Origin of the sequence: Aeromonas sp. MdU4, assembly GCF_041929505.1 — a bacterium.
In the GTDB taxonomy this organism is placed as follows: Bacteria; Pseudomonadota; Gammaproteobacteria; order Enterobacterales; family Aeromonadaceae; genus Aeromonas.
On the sequence record NZ_JBHFMW010000010.1, the window covers coordinates 1 to 14,513 of the forward strand.

Annotated in this window: 13 protein-coding genes and 1 pseudogene; 5 read left to right on the top strand and 9 right to left on the bottom strand. The window is 58.2% G+C overall.

Annotation, left to right across the window (positions count from 1 at the left end; genetic code table 11):
- The 7 genes from arnF to arnB are packed head-to-tail and all read right to left on the bottom strand — an operon-like array spanning position 1 to position 7,409.
- Positions 1-390 carry a 4-amino-4-deoxy-L-arabinose-phosphoundecaprenol flippase subunit ArnF gene (gene arnF / locus ACE1BR_RS06040; protein WP_374868507.1) on the bottom strand — a complete coding sequence of 130 codons (390 nt, stop codon included), beginning with the start codon at positions 388-390 and terminating at the stop codon, positions 1-3.
- Entirely contained in the window at positions 387-731 is a 345-nt protein-coding gene (locus tag ACE1BR_RS06045) for an EamA family transporter (protein ID WP_374868509.1), read from the bottom strand. The genes arnF and ACE1BR_RS06045 overlap by 4 nt, the downstream gene beginning before the upstream one ends.
- Positions 731-2,374 (bottom strand): lipid IV(A) 4-amino-4-deoxy-L-arabinosyltransferase, encoded by a 1,644-nt coding sequence (gene arnT / locus ACE1BR_RS06050; protein WP_374868511.1) that lies wholly within the window; start codon positions 2,372-2,374, stop codon positions 731-733. The genes ACE1BR_RS06045 and arnT overlap by 1 nt, the downstream gene beginning before the upstream one ends.
- Positions 2,375-2,405: 31 nt before the next feature.
- On the bottom strand, positions 2,406-3,305 hold the full coding sequence (gene arnD, locus ACE1BR_RS06055) for a 4-deoxy-4-formamido-L-arabinose-phosphoundecaprenol deformylase (RefSeq protein WP_374868513.1): 900 nt from the start codon (positions 3,303-3,305) through the stop codon (positions 2,406-2,408).
- Positions 3,298-5,289 carry a bifunctional UDP-4-amino-4-deoxy-L-arabinose formyltransferase/UDP-glucuronic acid oxidase ArnA gene (gene arnA / locus ACE1BR_RS06060; protein WP_374868515.1) on the bottom strand — a complete coding sequence of 664 codons (1,992 nt, stop codon included), beginning with the start codon at positions 5,287-5,289 and terminating at the stop codon, positions 3,298-3,300. The genes arnD and arnA overlap by 8 nt, the downstream gene beginning before the upstream one ends.
- Positions 5,286-6,266, bottom strand: a complete 981-nt coding sequence (gene arnC / locus ACE1BR_RS06065) for an undecaprenyl-phosphate 4-deoxy-4-formamido-L-arabinose transferase (protein WP_374868517.1) — start codon at positions 6,264-6,266, stop codon at positions 5,286-5,288. Before arnC ends, arnA begins: the two co-directional genes overlap by 4 nt.
- A gap of 6 nt (positions 6,267-6,272) precedes the next feature.
- On the bottom strand, positions 6,273-7,409 hold the full coding sequence (gene arnB, locus ACE1BR_RS06070; protein WP_374868519.1) for a UDP-4-amino-4-deoxy-L-arabinose aminotransferase: 1,137 nt from the start codon (positions 7,407-7,409) through the stop codon (positions 6,273-6,275).
- Between the two features lie 404 nt (positions 7,410-7,813).
- Here arnB and ACE1BR_RS06075 point away from each other — a divergent pair, with 404 nt between their 5' ends.
- The 5 genes from ACE1BR_RS06075 to ACE1BR_RS06095 all read left to right on the top strand — a co-directional run bounded on the left by ACE1BR_RS06075 (position 7,814) and on the right by ACE1BR_RS06095 (position 12,581).
- Positions 7,814-9,181: a UDP-glucose dehydrogenase family protein gene (locus tag ACE1BR_RS06075; protein WP_374868521.1), complete on the top strand. Its 1,368-nt coding sequence runs from the start codon at positions 7,814-7,816 to the stop codon at positions 9,179-9,181.
- A complete protein-coding gene (locus tag ACE1BR_RS06080; protein ID WP_374868523.1) occupies positions 9,168-10,850 on the top strand; it encodes an ArnT family glycosyltransferase in 1,683 nt (560 codons plus the stop codon). Before ACE1BR_RS06075 ends, ACE1BR_RS06080 begins: the two co-directional genes overlap by 14 nt.
- A gap of 29 nt (positions 10,851-10,879) precedes the next feature.
- Positions 10,880-11,416: a phosphatase PAP2 family protein gene (locus ACE1BR_RS06085; RefSeq protein WP_374868525.1), complete on the top strand. Its 537-nt coding sequence runs from the start codon at positions 10,880-10,882 to the stop codon at positions 11,414-11,416.
- Positions 11,417-11,547: 131 nt separating this feature from the next.
- Positions 11,548-11,814: a hypothetical protein gene (locus ACE1BR_RS06090; protein WP_374868527.1), complete on the top strand. Its 267-nt coding sequence runs from the start codon at positions 11,548-11,550 to the stop codon at positions 11,812-11,814.
- 209 nt (positions 11,815-12,023) lie between these two features.
- On the top strand, positions 12,024-12,581 hold the full coding sequence (locus tag ACE1BR_RS06095) for a porin family protein (protein WP_374868529.1): 558 nt from the start codon (positions 12,024-12,026) through the stop codon (positions 12,579-12,581).
- 524 nt (positions 12,582-13,105) lie between these two features.
- On the opposite strand, the gene ACE1BR_RS06100 is transcribed toward ACE1BR_RS06095, so the two are convergent.
- Both ACE1BR_RS06100 and ACE1BR_RS06105 read right to left on the bottom strand, forming a co-directional pair.
- Positions 13,106-14,146, bottom strand: coding sequence for an IS110-like element ISAve1 family transposase (locus tag ACE1BR_RS06100; RefSeq protein ID WP_374868531.1), 1,041 nt, complete (start codon positions 14,144-14,146; stop codon positions 13,106-13,108).
- A 14-nt stretch (positions 14,147-14,160) separates the two neighbouring features.
- Positions 14,161-14,513, bottom strand: a pseudogene (locus ACE1BR_RS06105) (hypothetical protein); the annotation flags it as partial.

Below are 14,513 nucleotides of genomic sequence, written 5' to 3' on the forward strand. Positions count from 1 at the left end.
TTACTTCTTACTTCTTACTTTGCCGGATGGTTTGGCCCCCACCAGCACTGCGCCGAAGAAGATAAGCGCAACGCCTGCCGCCTTGCTCGCCACCAGCGGTTCGGCAAAGGCCGGGATGCTCACCGCCAGTAGATAGACCAGCCCGTAACTGGTGCTGAGCAGCGGATAGGCGATATTGAGCGGCGTCGAGTGCAGCGCCGCCAGCCAGCAGAGCAGCGACAGCCCGTAGCAGAGGATGCCGAGGGCGATGGTGAGGAGTGGCAGGGGGTGAGCCAGCATCACGGCGGGATCGACCTGCCACGCAGGGAGGCTTATGGCCCCCCACTTCATGCAGAGCTGCGCCACCGTCACCAGCACTATGCTGCCCAGTACGTAGAGATAACCCTTCATAACAGACCTCCCAGTAACAGGGCACCGACGATGATGGCGGCAGCCCCCAGCCAGTTGCGGCTGTTCACCGGCTCGCGGAAAAAGAGGCGCGAGCCGAGCAGCACCAGCACCAGATTGAGGCTGAGCATGGGGTAGGCCATGCTCAGCGGCAGCCGTTGCAGCAGGTAGATCCAGAGCAACATGCCGCTGCCAAGGGCTGCAATGCTCCCCAGCAACCAGGGGGAGGCGAGCTTCTGCCAGTGGTCGTGCGGTGTGTGTTGCCAGCTGATGACCGCCTGCTTTTGCAGCATCTGGCCTGCACTGGTGAGGAGGCTGACCAGCAGGAGGAGCAGGATATCCATCAGCGACTCCCGTGGTAGACGAGCAGGGTGAAGCGGCGGCTGCGGATGGTCTGGTCTGCCGGGGGCAGCGCGGCGATCTGCTCGTCATCGTCGGTGCGCAGCAGCAGGGCGACTTGCCCCTCCTGGCGCGCCCGAGCCAGCCAGTTCGGGAACTCCTCTTGCGTGACGTAGCGCCCCTTGCCCTGCGGATAGCCAAGGCCATATCTCAGCTCGCCCATGCTATCGAACAGGTTGACCTCGCTGCGTTTGGTCTCCCAGGCGATGGAGGAGGCGGTACCCACCTCGTTGGCCAGCAGGGTGCGGGATTTCATCAGGATCTCCCGGTTGGCCTTGATGAAATGCTCCGGCAGTTTGGAGTCCACCAGCGATAATGGCAGCGCCAGCGGCAGGGCCACGGCCAGCACCATGGGGCAGAGCGCGCTCAGCTGCCAGCTGCGGGCGGGGGCTGTCAGCTGGATAAAGCCGAGCAGCGACCAGCCAGCAAAAATCGCCATGGCAATGGCCAGCTTGCCCATCTCGTCACGGCCGTAGACCGCATGTTGTGGCGAGAAGGCCAACACCGCCAGCACCCCTACGCAGACGAGACCGAACAGGCCGTTGATCCAGGCGTTGAGGCGAAATGGCTGATCGCGATCCTCCTTGAGGGCATTGACCGCGCTATTGGCGAGCAGGATGGCTAACGGGGCGAAGCAGGGCAGGATATAGGTGAGCAGCTTGCCCTTGGCGATGCTGAAGAAGATGAAGGGCAGCACCAGCCAGGCCAGAAGATAGAGGGTCTGCGGGCCGATCTTGCGCTCCTGCCACCCCTGCTTCATTGCACCCGGCAGCAGTCCCAGCCAGGGCAGGGTGCCGAGCAGACCCATCGGCAGGTAGTACCAGAAGGGGGACTTGTGCTGGGCATCTTCCGAGGCGAAGCGCTGGATGTGCTCAATCCAGAAGAAGTAGTGCCAGTAGTCCGGCTCCCGCTGATGAATGGCGATGGCCCAGGGGGCAGCCAGCAGGGCTGCACTCAGGATGGCCAGCGGCCCGAAGCGCACCAGTTCGAGCAGGCGTCCCTGGGTCAGCATATATGGGACCAGCACGATCACCGGTACCGCCAGCGCGATGAACCCCTTGGTGAGGAAGCCCATGCCGCAGGCGAGACCAAACAGCAGATAGCCCGCCATCCTGCGGCCGTGCGGCCCCTCCTGCCGGATGAGGTAGAAGCTCACCATGGCAGCGTTGAGCCAGAGGGTCACCATGGCATCCAGCACGCTGTAGGTGCCGATGCCGTAGACGATCAGGGTCGAGAGATAGATGAGACTGGCGAGCCACGCCTTGCGCCGGCACTGCCAGAGCTGGAGGGTGAACCAGAAGACCAGCAACGCGCTCAGCCCAGTCGAGGCGGCCGAGGCGAAGCGGACGGCAAAGTTGCTCTCGCCGAACATCAGCTGGCTGAGGCTGTTGAACCAGTAACCGGCGATGGGCTTCTCGAAGTAGCGCAGGCCGAGGAAGTGGGGCACCACCCAGTCACCCGTGGAGACCATCTCCCGGCTGATTTCGGCGTAACGGTTTTCGTCCGGGCTCCACAGCATCCGCTGGTTGAGCGGCAGCAGGTAAAAGAGCAGAAAGAAAAGGGGCAGGGCCCATCGGGTCATCTTCATGAGAACCTCGGTTGCAATCTGGTGGGCTGGTTCATGGGGTTGCCTTGCAGCCGAGCCACCCTTCGCGTCCCGGCAGGGTGCCGCGCAGCAGGTGACAGGTCGGTAGTTGAGTCGGGTCGGGGGGAAGCAGCTCGCCAAGGGGGACGAAACGGATACCGCGCGCTGTGGCCTCGCCGAGCAGGAGATCGAACTGATCCGCCATCACGATCCCCTCCACCTCGGCGTGGATGGTGTAGACATGGGGGCCCGGTTGCGGTGCCGCAGTCAGCTGCTCCAGCAGGAAATGGTTGAAACCGTCGACCGTCACCTGATGCCCCACCACCTCGTCGAAGGTGGGCAGGTTGACCGGGATCTGCGGGGTGCCGGGCCGTCCATCCTCCAGAATGGGGCGGAACAGGCCGCAGCCGCGACAGTCACTGTTGTAGCGAAAGCCGAACTGCTCCTTGGCCCGAGTGGTGAGCGGGTCGGCCCGCCAGCCGGCGGCGGCGGAGCAATCCACTTCGCGCCCCAGGATCTCGCTCAGGGCATCGACTCCGAGCCGGGTCTGACGGCTCAGCTCGGCTTCGTCCCAGCGACCAGTGTTGGCCTGCCAGCCGTGGTGATCCCAGGCGTGCAGCCCCACCTCGTGGTGTGCCTGATCGGTGTCGCGCATCAGGGAACCCAGCTCTCTGCCGATAGGCTTGCCGGGCCAGGCGGTGCCGGCCAGCAGGATATCGAGCCCATACAGAGATGCTGCGTTGGAACGCAGCATCTTGAGCAGGAAGCGGGGCTTGAGCAGGCGCCACAGGTGGCGCCCCATGTTGTCGGGACCGACCGAGAAGAAGAAACTCCCCTTCACCTGATGCCGGTCGAGCAGTTGCAGCAGGCGGGGCACCCCGTCACGGGTCCCCCTGAAGGTATCGACGTCGATCCGCAGACCCACTTCAGTCATGCTCGACTCCTGTGGTGACCGCCCCTTGCAGGAAGAAGTCCAGCGTCTTGCCGATGGTCTCTTCCATCTCGATGGTCGGTTCCCAGTCGATCAGCTTGCGGGCATTGCGAATGCTCGGACGACGGTGGGAGACATCCTGATAGCCGTCGCCGTAGAAGGACTTGCTCTCTACCTTCTTGAAGCCGGCAAACGGCGGGAAGTGGTCGCGCAGCGGGTGGGTATCGAACTTGGCGAGCAGTACCTCGGCCATCTCGCGAATGCTCGCCTCGTTGTCCGGGTTGCCGATGTTGATGATCTGGCCGTTGCAGCGATCGTCCTTGTTCTCGACGATGCGGAACAGGGCTTCGATGCCATCCTCGATATCGGTGAAGCAGCGCTTCTGGGCGCCGCCATCCACCAGCTGGATCGGGGTACCGTCCACCAGATTGAGAATGAGCTGGGTGATGGCGCGGGAGCTGCCGATGCGGGCGGAGTCCAGACTGTCGAGGCGCGGGCCCATCCAGTTGAAGGGGCGAAACAGGGTGAAGTTGAGCCCCTCTTTCTTGCCGTAGGCCCAGATGACCCGATCCAGCAGCTGCTTGGAGACCGAGTAGATCCAGCGCTGCTTGTTGATGGGGCCGACGATGAGGCGGGATTCATCCTCGTCGAAGCTGTGATCGTCGCACATCCCGTACACCTCGGAGGTGGAGGGGAAGATGATGCGTTTGTTGTACTTGACGCAGTAGCGGACGATCTTGAGGTTCTCCTCGAAATCGAGCTCGAATACCCGCAGCGGGTTGCGGGTGTACTCGATGGGGGTGGCGATGGCCACCAGCGGCAGGATCACGTCGCACTTCTTGATGTGATACTCGATCCACTCGGTATGAATGCTGATGTCCCCCTCCACGAAGTGGAAGTTGGGGTGACCGATGAAGCGGTCCACGGCGCTGGAGCCGATGTCGAGGCCATACACTTCGTAGCCGCCATCCTTGAGCAGACGCTCGGTGAGGTGGTTGCCGATAAAGCCGTTGACGCCGAGGATCAGCACCCGGGTCAGGCGCGCCTTGCGTAGGGCATTGCTCGCCTTGGCGCGGATCTTCATTCCTTCGACCAGCCCCAGTTCGCGGGCCAGCTGGGCGCCGCGTACATAGAGCCCCCCTTCGGCCTGACCGGCCAGGATCTCCAGCACGCCCTCACCACAAGCCACGCGCAGTGGATCGTGGGAGAGAATGGTGCCCGGCTGCTGGTCACTCTGGATCGCCAGCGGCTGCGATTTCCAGACCGTCAGCTTGCGATCGCCGGCAAAGCTGAAGGCCCCCGGATAGGGCTGGGTGACGGCGCGTACCAGATTGTTGAGCTCGCGGGCCGGGCGGTGCCAGTGCAGTTCGCCATCGGCCGGGGTGCGGCGGCCATAGTAGCTCGCCTTACTCTCGTCCTGCGGGGTGAAGCGGCTCTCCCCGCGCTTGAGTTTGACCAGTTCACCTTCCAGCAGGGCATGGGCAGCCTGACGCACCTTGCCATGCAGGGTCAGCGCGGTGTCGTCGTCGGCAATGGCCACCGCCTGCTGGGCGACGATATCGCCGGCATCGGGTTTGGCCGTCATCCGGTGCAGGGTGATGCCGGTCTCGGTCTCGCCGTTGACCAGACACCAGTTGATGGGGGCGCGGCCGCGATAGGCGGGCAGCAGGGAGCCGTGCAGGTTGAAGGCCCCGACGGTCGGGATATCGAGGATCTCCTGCTTGAGCATGTTGCGGTAGTAGAAGGAGAAGATGGCCTCGGGTGCCAGCTCGCGAATGCGCTCGATCCAGAGCGGATGGTTCACGTCTTCGGGGGAGAAGACCGGCAGATCGTGCTCGGCACAGAGCTGGGCGACCGAGTCGAAGAAGCGGTTCTCGCCCGGGTCGTCGGCGTGGGTAAAGACCGCCTGGATCTGATAGCCGGCCTGAAGCAGGGACTCGATACCGGTGCAGCCGATATCGTGATAGGCAAAGACGACAACGTTCATGATTGAGTTTCCTGTTGCGAAGCATCCGGGGTGGAGCGAACGATTTGGTGAATGAAGTAGCGGGGGCGGGCACGCACATCGGTATACATGCGGCCGATGTACTCACCCAGCAGCCCCATCCCGATCAGCTGCACGCCGACAAAGGTGAAGAGAATGGCAAACAGGGTGAAGACGCCGTCTGCTGCCCAGTCGGCACCCATCAGCAGGCGCAGCAGGATCAGCAGGATCGAGAAGGTGAAGCCGATCCCCGCCACCACGCTGCCAACGATGCTGAGCAGGCGCAGCGGGGCCGTGGTCATGCAGGTGACCAGGTCGTACATCAGGTTGATGAGATGCATCAGGCCATATTTTGATTCGCCGTGGGCCCGCTCGGCGTGGCCCACCTCCAGCTCGGTGGTGCGGCGGGCAAAGCTGTTGGCCAGAATGGGGATGAAGGTACTGCGCTCCTGACAGCAGAGCATGGCGTCGATGATGTGGCGGCGATAGGCGCGCAGCATGCAGCCGTAGTCGCTCATCTGGACGCCGGTCGCCCGCTGTACCGACTTGTTGATAAAGCGCGAGGCCGTCTTGCGAAACCATGAATCCTGCCGGTTGCGGCGGATGGTGCCGACCACGTCGTACCCTTCCATGGCGGTGGCGACCAGCCGCGGGATCTCTTCCGGCGGGTTCTGCAGGTCGGCATCCAGGGTGATCACCAGATCCCCCTTGGCGGTCTCGAAGCCGGCCATGATGGCGGCATGCTGGCCATAGTTGCGGTTGAGCAGCACCGCGACCAGCTTGCTCCCTTCGCGGGCAGCTGCCTCGCTGATGATGGCGGCGGAGCGGTCGCGGCTGCCATCGTCGATCAGGAGCACCTCGTAATCCTGACTCAGCTGCTCGCAGGACTCGGTGACGCGCTGCAGCAGCTCGGGCAGGCTCTCCTCCTCGTTGTAGACGGGGATGATGACGGAGACCCGCTTGATATCGTTATGGTTCACGTGTCGTTACTCCAGTATGTCGGTCAGGGCTGCCACGACCCGATCCACGTCGGAGAGCGTCATGTCTGGGAAGAGGGGCAGGGTGCAGAGCCGTGACGAGTTCCACTCTGTGTTGGGTAGCGAAAGCGCCGGATAGCGCTCCCGGTAGTACTTCTGGGTATGGGCTGCCTTGAAGTGCAGGCCGGTGCCGATGCCGTGCTCCTGCAGTGCCTGCATCAGCTGATCGCGATCGAGGCCGCAGCGAGCCGGATCGACCCGCACCATGAAGAGGTGCCAGGCGTGCAGATGGGAATAGTCGGGGATGGCGAGCGGTTCGAACGGCAACCCCTCCAGCAACTCCCTATAGCGGGCAACCAGGATGGCGCGCCGGGCGTTGAGCTCGGGCAGGCGGGCCAGCTGCACTAGCGCGATGGCGGCGTTGATGTCGGCCAGGTTGTACTTGAAGCCCGGCATGATCACCTCTGCCTGCGGCTTGCGGCCCAGGGTCATCCGGTCGAAGGCATCGACCCCCAGACCGTGAAATTTCAACATCCGCACCTTGTCGGCCAGCGCCTTGTCATCGGTCACCAGCATGCCCCCTTCGGCACAGGTGAGGTTCTTGATGGCGTGGAAGGAGAAGATCGCGGTGCCGGTTTCGCCGATCCAACGGGCGCGATAGCGGGTGCCGACCGCATGGGCGGCATCTTCGATGACCGGAATATCGTGCTGGTGACCCAGGGCGAGGATGGGGTCGAGGTCGACCGGTGCGCCTGCGTAGTGAACCGGGATGATGGCTCGGGTGTTGGGGGTGATGAGCGGTGCTATTTGGTCGGCGTTGACCATCAGGGTATCCCTGTCCACATCGACAAAGACGGGGGTGGCACCCAGCAGGGTGATGATGTTGATGGTGGAGACCCAGGTCTGGGAGGGGGTGATCACCTCGTCACCCGGGCCAATCCCCAGCGCCATCAGGGTGACATGCATACCGGCCGTTGCGGAGCAGAGCGCCACTGCATGCTGGCAGCCAAAGGTCTCGCAGAAGCGCTGCTCCAGCTCATGATTTTTCGGGCCAGTGGTGATCCAGCCTGATTGCAGAACCTCGCTGACGGCGTTGATCTCGGCCTCACCCATGGCGGGTTTTGAGAATGGCAAAAAGTTTTTCATACGACTCCAGTCTTAATGTCGCAAGAGATCACATGGCGATGAAAACCGGTATTGCCGATTTTCACTGGAAATATGCATGGCGCAGATATCTATATCGCTTGATATATTTTCGAAAGTAGCTGAATAGCGAGTTTTTATTCAAGCACACAGCAACATCTGGTTACAATTGCAGAGTTTTGAGAATGGCTAAATTCGAAATGTTTTGTAACAAATATTTTCATTCAGAGTTGGTTATTGTTTGATTTATATCTGTTTTTAGTCACCCGACATTGACGTATTAATTATTCAATAAATTGCTTTGTATTGACTGGTTTGTTTTTTACAAGATTTGTTACAAATTGACCATGGTACAATTAGATAAACGGTGTAAAGCTCCTATCATTACGGATGATGGGAGATTCGTTATGAATATCACTGTTTTTGGCAGTGGCTATGTCGGCCTGGTACAGGCAATTGTATTGGCCGATGTCGGCCATCAGGTTGTTTGTATTGATCTCGATGCAGAAAAAATAAGTCGGTTGTCCCGTGGCGAATTACCTATTTATGAACCCGGGCTGGATTCATTGCTACATCAGACGCTACAAAATGGCTCGCTGAAATTCACCACGGATATATCCATGGCGGTTACCCACGGTGACGTGCAATTCATCGCCGTCGGTACGCCCCCCGATGAGGATGGTTCGGCCGACCTGAGCGCCGTCAGGGCGGTGGCGAGATCGATTGCCCAACATCGTGCCGACGATGTGATCATCGTCAATAAATCCACCGTGCCGGTCGGTACGGCAGACAAGGTATTCCACTGGGTCAGGGAGCAGCAAGCCGAGCTTGGCAAGCAGTTCGAGTTCGATGTGGTCTCCAATCCCGAGTTTCTCAAAGAGGGGGCGGCTGTGCGTGATTGCCAGCGCCCGGATCGCATCGTCATCGGCACTGGCAAGGAGCGCTCCAGAGCCGTGATGCGCGAGCTGTACGAACCCTTCAACCGCAATCACGACCGCATTCTGTTCATGGACGTGCGTAGCGCCGAGCTGACCAAGTACGCCGCCAACTGCATGCTGGCCACCAAGATCAGCTTCATCAACGAGATTGCCGGGCTGGCCGAGCGGGTCGGTGCCGATATCGAGCAGGTGCGCCAGGGGATCGGTGCCGATCAGCGCATCGGCTACCAGTTTATCTATCCCGGTTGCGGCTATGGCGGCTCCTGTTTTCCCAAGGATGTGAGGGCGTTTTTGGCAACAGCCGCGGCGCTCGATTACGACACTCCGCTCATCCGCGCGGTGGAGCGGGTCAACGAGCGGCAGAAGTTCAAGCTCTTCGATACGCTGGCCACTCACTTTCAAGAGCGGGGAGAGTCGCTGGCGGGTAAGACCATCGCCATCTGGGGGCTCGCCTTCAAGCCCAATACCGATGACATGCGCGAAGCGCCGAGTCGGGTGCTGATGGAGGCACTGTGGCAGGAGGGGGCGCGGGTGCAGGCCTTTGACCCGGTGGCGATGAAGGAGGCGCAGCGCATCTATGGCTGCCAGCCCGAGCTGTCGCTGATGGGCACCAAGGAGGCTGCGCTGGCGGGGGCCGATGCACTGGTCATCTGCACCGAGTGGAACGAGTTCAAGGCACCTGACTTTGCCCAGCTCAAGAAGATGCTGGCCATGCCGCTCATCATCGACGGTCGCAATCTCTATGACCCGCACAAGATGAAAAGCCAGGGCTTCTCCTACTACGCCATCGGACGCGGGGAGACCATTGCAGAAGGAATAAGCCATGCCACGCCCTGAGATATCGGGGCGCAAGCTCGGCTGGATGTTGCTGCTGGTGACTCTGGTGCTGCTGTTTGGCCAGTTTGATCATCAGCTCTGGACGCCTGATGAGCCTCGCGAAGCGGCCATTGCGCTCGAAATGTACCGCAGTGGTGACTGGGTGGTGCCGACCCTGGGCGGGCGCAGCTTTATCGAGAAGCCGCCGCTCTTCTACATGGCCGCTCTGCCGTTTCTTGATGGGTTTGCATCCTGGCTGGGGATAACCAACACCCTGCGTTTGGCGGGCGTGGTCTGGGCGGCAGGGATGCTGCTCTTCACCGGCCTGCTGGCCTATCGCCTGCTTGGCAACAGGTCGGCGGCACTCTGGTCGGTCATCGCGCTGGGCACCATGGAGGGATTTATTATCAATACGCACTGGATCAGGACGGACAGTGCGCTCGCCTTCTTTGTCGTATTTACCCTCTGGGCCTTCGCCGAATATTATCTGGCGCATCGCAACTTGATGGTGATTATTGCCGGGTTGGGTCTGGCTGGCTGTTTTATGGCAAAAGGACCGATCGGGCCGTTGACGGTGTTTTTCGGCTGGCTGCCCCTTTTTATCTTTGCTGTCAGAAAAGCAGTTGGCGAGAAAGGCATTCCCATTTTTATATTTCAGCATCTGCTGATGTTGTTGTTTTTTATATTGCCAGTCGCAGCCTGGGTCCGGGAGCTAATTAGCCATACCGATGGCGATGCCTTGTGGCATGAGTGGTTCTGGCAGAATCAGGTTGGCCGTCTTACCGGCACTTCGACCGAACTGGGTCATATCAAGAAAGGTGCCTATCTCTATTACTTGTGGGGAATGGTGGAATATACCATCCCATGGTTGCCATTCATTGTTTATTGGGGCTGGCAAACGGTGAAACAGCGGGAGTGGAGTCGTGAGAGGTTATTTTTGCTGTGCTGGGCGCTTGGGACTCTTTTGTTGTTAACACTCTCTTCGACCAAGCGAACTCTCTATCTTTTCCCGCTATTGCCGGTATTTGCCATCATGCTGGGTCAGGTCAGTCTGAGCTGGCCGGTGTGGACTGCCCGTTATGGTCGGGGGTGGCTCTACTTCATGCTGTTGTTCTGCGTCGCCATCATTGCACTCCCTCTGCTGGGTCTGCCGCTGCCGTTTGCCAGCCATATTCCGGCAGAAGTGCAGCTAGCCGCCAGCAAGCTGGGGTGGCGGTACATTCCCGCCATCATCCTGTTCGTGATGGCGCTGGAGCTGCTGTTGCGGCGCAAGGAGGTACATGGCGCCATTCATGTCACCAGCTCGGTGGCCATCATGTTCTTGCTCACCTTTGCGCTGGTCTACCCGCTGATCGATGCCGCCAAGGGGGTTTCGGGCAAGATGACCCACCTGCTGGAGGGGATACCTGTCGAGATGCGGGAACGTATTGTTGGCTGGCGACTGGGGGAGACGGAGCTTGGTCTGCTCTCTGCTTATAAAGAGATGCAGGTAATAAATCTGGACGGGCAGGGGGTGAGGAATGTGCTTGCCTGTCACGATGCCAGGTTCGATGCGGTGCTGGTCAACGGTACGGCGCAGGAGATGGCAAATCTGCTGGATGGGATCCCCTATCAGCAGTTGGCACAGACCGCTCTTCGCTCGGACAAGGGACAACTGCTGACCCTGGTTGCCGTAGAGCAGTGCCATTGATCTATTTATTTTCACTTCAGGATCGTCGGATGACGCAATATGTTCGTTTGGTAATTGTTCCACTTTTCCTGCTCAAGGTTCCTGCCGGTCACGCTGACAGTGGTTTTGAAACCTATGGCGATATCGGCCAGGTTGTGATTCCGGTGGCGGCGGCACTCATCTCGTGGGGGGAGGATGATATTGAGGGGCTGAAGCAGTTTGGTTACTCGTTTGCCACCACCACGGCGCTGGTGCAGGGGATGAAGTTCACCATAGATGCAGAGCGACCATCCGGCTCTGGCCAGAGTTTTCCCTCCGGCCATACGGCGGCGGCATTCAGCGGCGCCAGCTATCTGCAGATCCGTTATGGCTGGCACTACGGGTTGCCGGCGTACATTGCGGCCGGTGCTGTGGGCTGGTCGAGAGAGAATGCCGAGCAGCACTACTGGCGCGATGTCATCGCCGGAGCGGCCATCGCGACCGGGATTAGCTATCTGTTTACGACACCACTATCGCGCAATGTGGTGGTAGCGCCGGTTGCCATGCAGGGGGATGCCCGCGGTGTGGGGCTTCACTACCGCTATTGATGACTGGGTTATTCGATAAGTGCCTTAAGCTGCAAGTTTAAGCGAATTTAGTTGACTACTACAGTTTTATCAGTCTGTTTTAATTGGTTTTGTATGGTGCTTTTTATGCACCCGCAATTCAGGAGGTTTTTATGTACTATTTATTGTTTGTAGTATCAACAGTGTCATTAACTTGGTCATTAGATACATGGTCAAATGTTGATGCCGAGGGAGAACCATTGATTATACAACAAGATCCCCCTTTACCGACGTTGCGAGAAAGTATTACCAATAGTTTGAGTTCTGATATGCTCAAGCGCGAGCGTGGATCTGCACCATCAATCACATTCAGGGAGATTCCCCCACGTGAACCACTGGAACGAGATATCGAACGATATCTCTTGAATCCTGCGCAGTAATCATACTTGTAATAACAAGTTATTTTTAGTGTTTTAAAAACAATGTGTTATCTTTATTCTGGTTGTTTCTACGGTGCGATTTAATTAGCTGTTGTAAACACAATCTGGCATATTGGTTGTGACTTGTAATTAATGAATGCAAAAGTTTTATGTGAACTATTCGTGAGAATTGAGAATAAAGAAAATACATGCGTTGCAAAGGAGTACTTATGATGAATATAATTAACCCCTTAACTGCACTGGCTCTCTTGTGCTCTACGATCGCCGTGGCAGCTCCTTCCCCATATATAGTAGGTGGTACTGTGGGTTATGGCAGCCAGACATTCACATCTAAAGGCGGTAGTCAGGGCGATGGAGGTGACAGTTTAACCGGTGATGTCTATTATCGTTATATGTTTACCAATTATATTGGTATAGACTCAGGCTTGCTATTTGGTTCGGGTGGTGTGGTCAGTGCAATCTTAGATGGAACATCTATAAATAATGTTAAAGACATTCGTTATAAAGGTGTACGTAGCGCCCTATATGCCCAATATCCAGTCTCGTCTGGCAATAGCTTCTATACAAAGCTTGGCGCTAATGCGCACAAAATTGATTACACCGTAAATAATGTAGATGAAAGCACATCTGGGGTTGGTTTTTATGGTGCTGCCGGCTGGCAATACCGTTTCAAATCAGGCATCGGTATCAATGCAGAATACCAATATATTCCGATGTCCCGTCTGGATGTTAAAGGGGGGGCTGTAGGGGTCAACTATCGTTTTTAATCCTGACTGATCTGTGGGGAGGTACTGTAGTACGAAACCAAAGGCCTCCCCAATCCGGGATGCCCGTATTTAGGATCTGTCCCAATTATGTGCTGAAAGGCTAAGCTTGAAGTAGGCCATCACCTTGAGGTCTACCATCATGGATACCCCAGCCGTTCAACACGGCGTTGTTTCCCAAATCAATCATCAAGCAGCAACTACCCCAGCCCCTGGTGACTGCTACACTCGGGGCTTTCTGACAGGTAGACCAAGGGTATTCATAGATGGTCGCCCCGGTTTGCCAAGCCTTCAATCGATGACGGTGAGTTAGGTTGAGATTGCAGCCATAGATCCGGACTGTGATCGAGGCTACTGCCTCTGTCCCTGATGGAATTCGCTGACTGGCTCCTCTATCAGCTTGTCGCTCTCGAAAGTGCTTTGAATACCTCGGGTTTTGCCAGTCACGGTCTGACCTGTCTCGCCATCACGTCATGATTGCCTGTGCAATCGGTGGTTCATTTTCTGCCTTTGCTATTGTCCTGTCATTACGCCGCTAGGATTGTGCCTGTGCCGTATTGCGCATCAAATTCTCGATCATTGGCTAGTAGAGCCCAGACGATTCGGGCCGTCTTGTTGGCCTGTGCTACCGCCGCCACATTATGATTGCGCCGCGCCATAACCCCCTCCAGCCAACTACCTGCGTGTTGTGCCTTGCTCTTCACCACCCGCAGCACCGCGCGGGCGCCATGGATGAGTAGGGTGCGCAGATAAGTATCGCCGCGCTTGCTGATCCCCAGCAGTGTTGGCTTGCCGCCGCTGGAGTGTTGCCTGGGCACCAACCCCAGCCAGGCTGCCAACTGCCGGCCGTTCTGAAACTGTTTGGCATCGCCGATGGTAGCAACCAGCGCGCTGGCGGTGAGTGGACCGATACCCGGTATCTTCGCCAGTTTCTGGCTGGCCGGACTGTCCTGATGCCAACTTTGGAGCTGAACGTCCAATTCCCTCACCTGCTTATCGAGCTCCTTGAAGTGAGCGCTCAAGCAGTCGAGTAACTGACGAAACCGCCCTGGCAAGCCATTATCCCCCGCCTCCAGAATGTCAGGCAGGTGCTGATTGATGTGGCGAATACCCTTGGGGATGATAATACCGTGCTCCGCTAGCAACCCCCGGAGTTGGTTTGCCTGCGCGGTCCTCGCCTTGACGAATCCCTGGCGGGCTCGATGCATTGCAAGGACGGCCAGTTGTTCGCTGTTTTTAATTGGCACGAAGCGCATGTTCGGGCGGCTCACCGCCTCGCAAATGGCTTCGGCATCGGCCGCATCGTTCTTGTTGGTTTTGACGTAAGGTTTGACGAACTGCGGCGCCATCAGCTTGACGGTATGCCCCAGCGCCTGAAGTTTGTTAGCCCAGAAGTGGGCACTGCCGCAGGCCTCCATGCCAATCAGACAGGCGGGTCGGTTGCTGAAGAACGGCACCACCTGCTCGCGTTTGAGTTTCTTGTTGAGGAGCCGCTTGCCGTGCACATCGACGCAATGGACTTGGATGCAGGATTTTGCCAGATCGATACCAATCGTTGTAATGTTCATCACGGTCGCCTCTCTCAATCAGTGGGAAGTTTCATTCGCCACTTTGGCACGTTAGATGCCGTTTTGGGGAGGGGCGACAATTCCATTAGCTTGTTTATGGCGCTAACATACGCCATGACTTCTCCCACTTGGCCGTTGTAGTTACGCAGACTGATTTTCCCCGCCAGCAACTGCTTGAACCGATACATCGCCGTCTATGCCAGCGAGCGACGGTGATACCCCGATATCTTTTTCCAGTGCGCCCGCCCTTCCTTGCGCATTACCAGCACGGGGTCATTTCTTGGGGGCACCTTTTTCGAGAGCCCAGCGTTCTTGCGAGGCGGGATACAGGCTATCGCCCCTTTGCGCGAGATAAGCTGATGGCTGG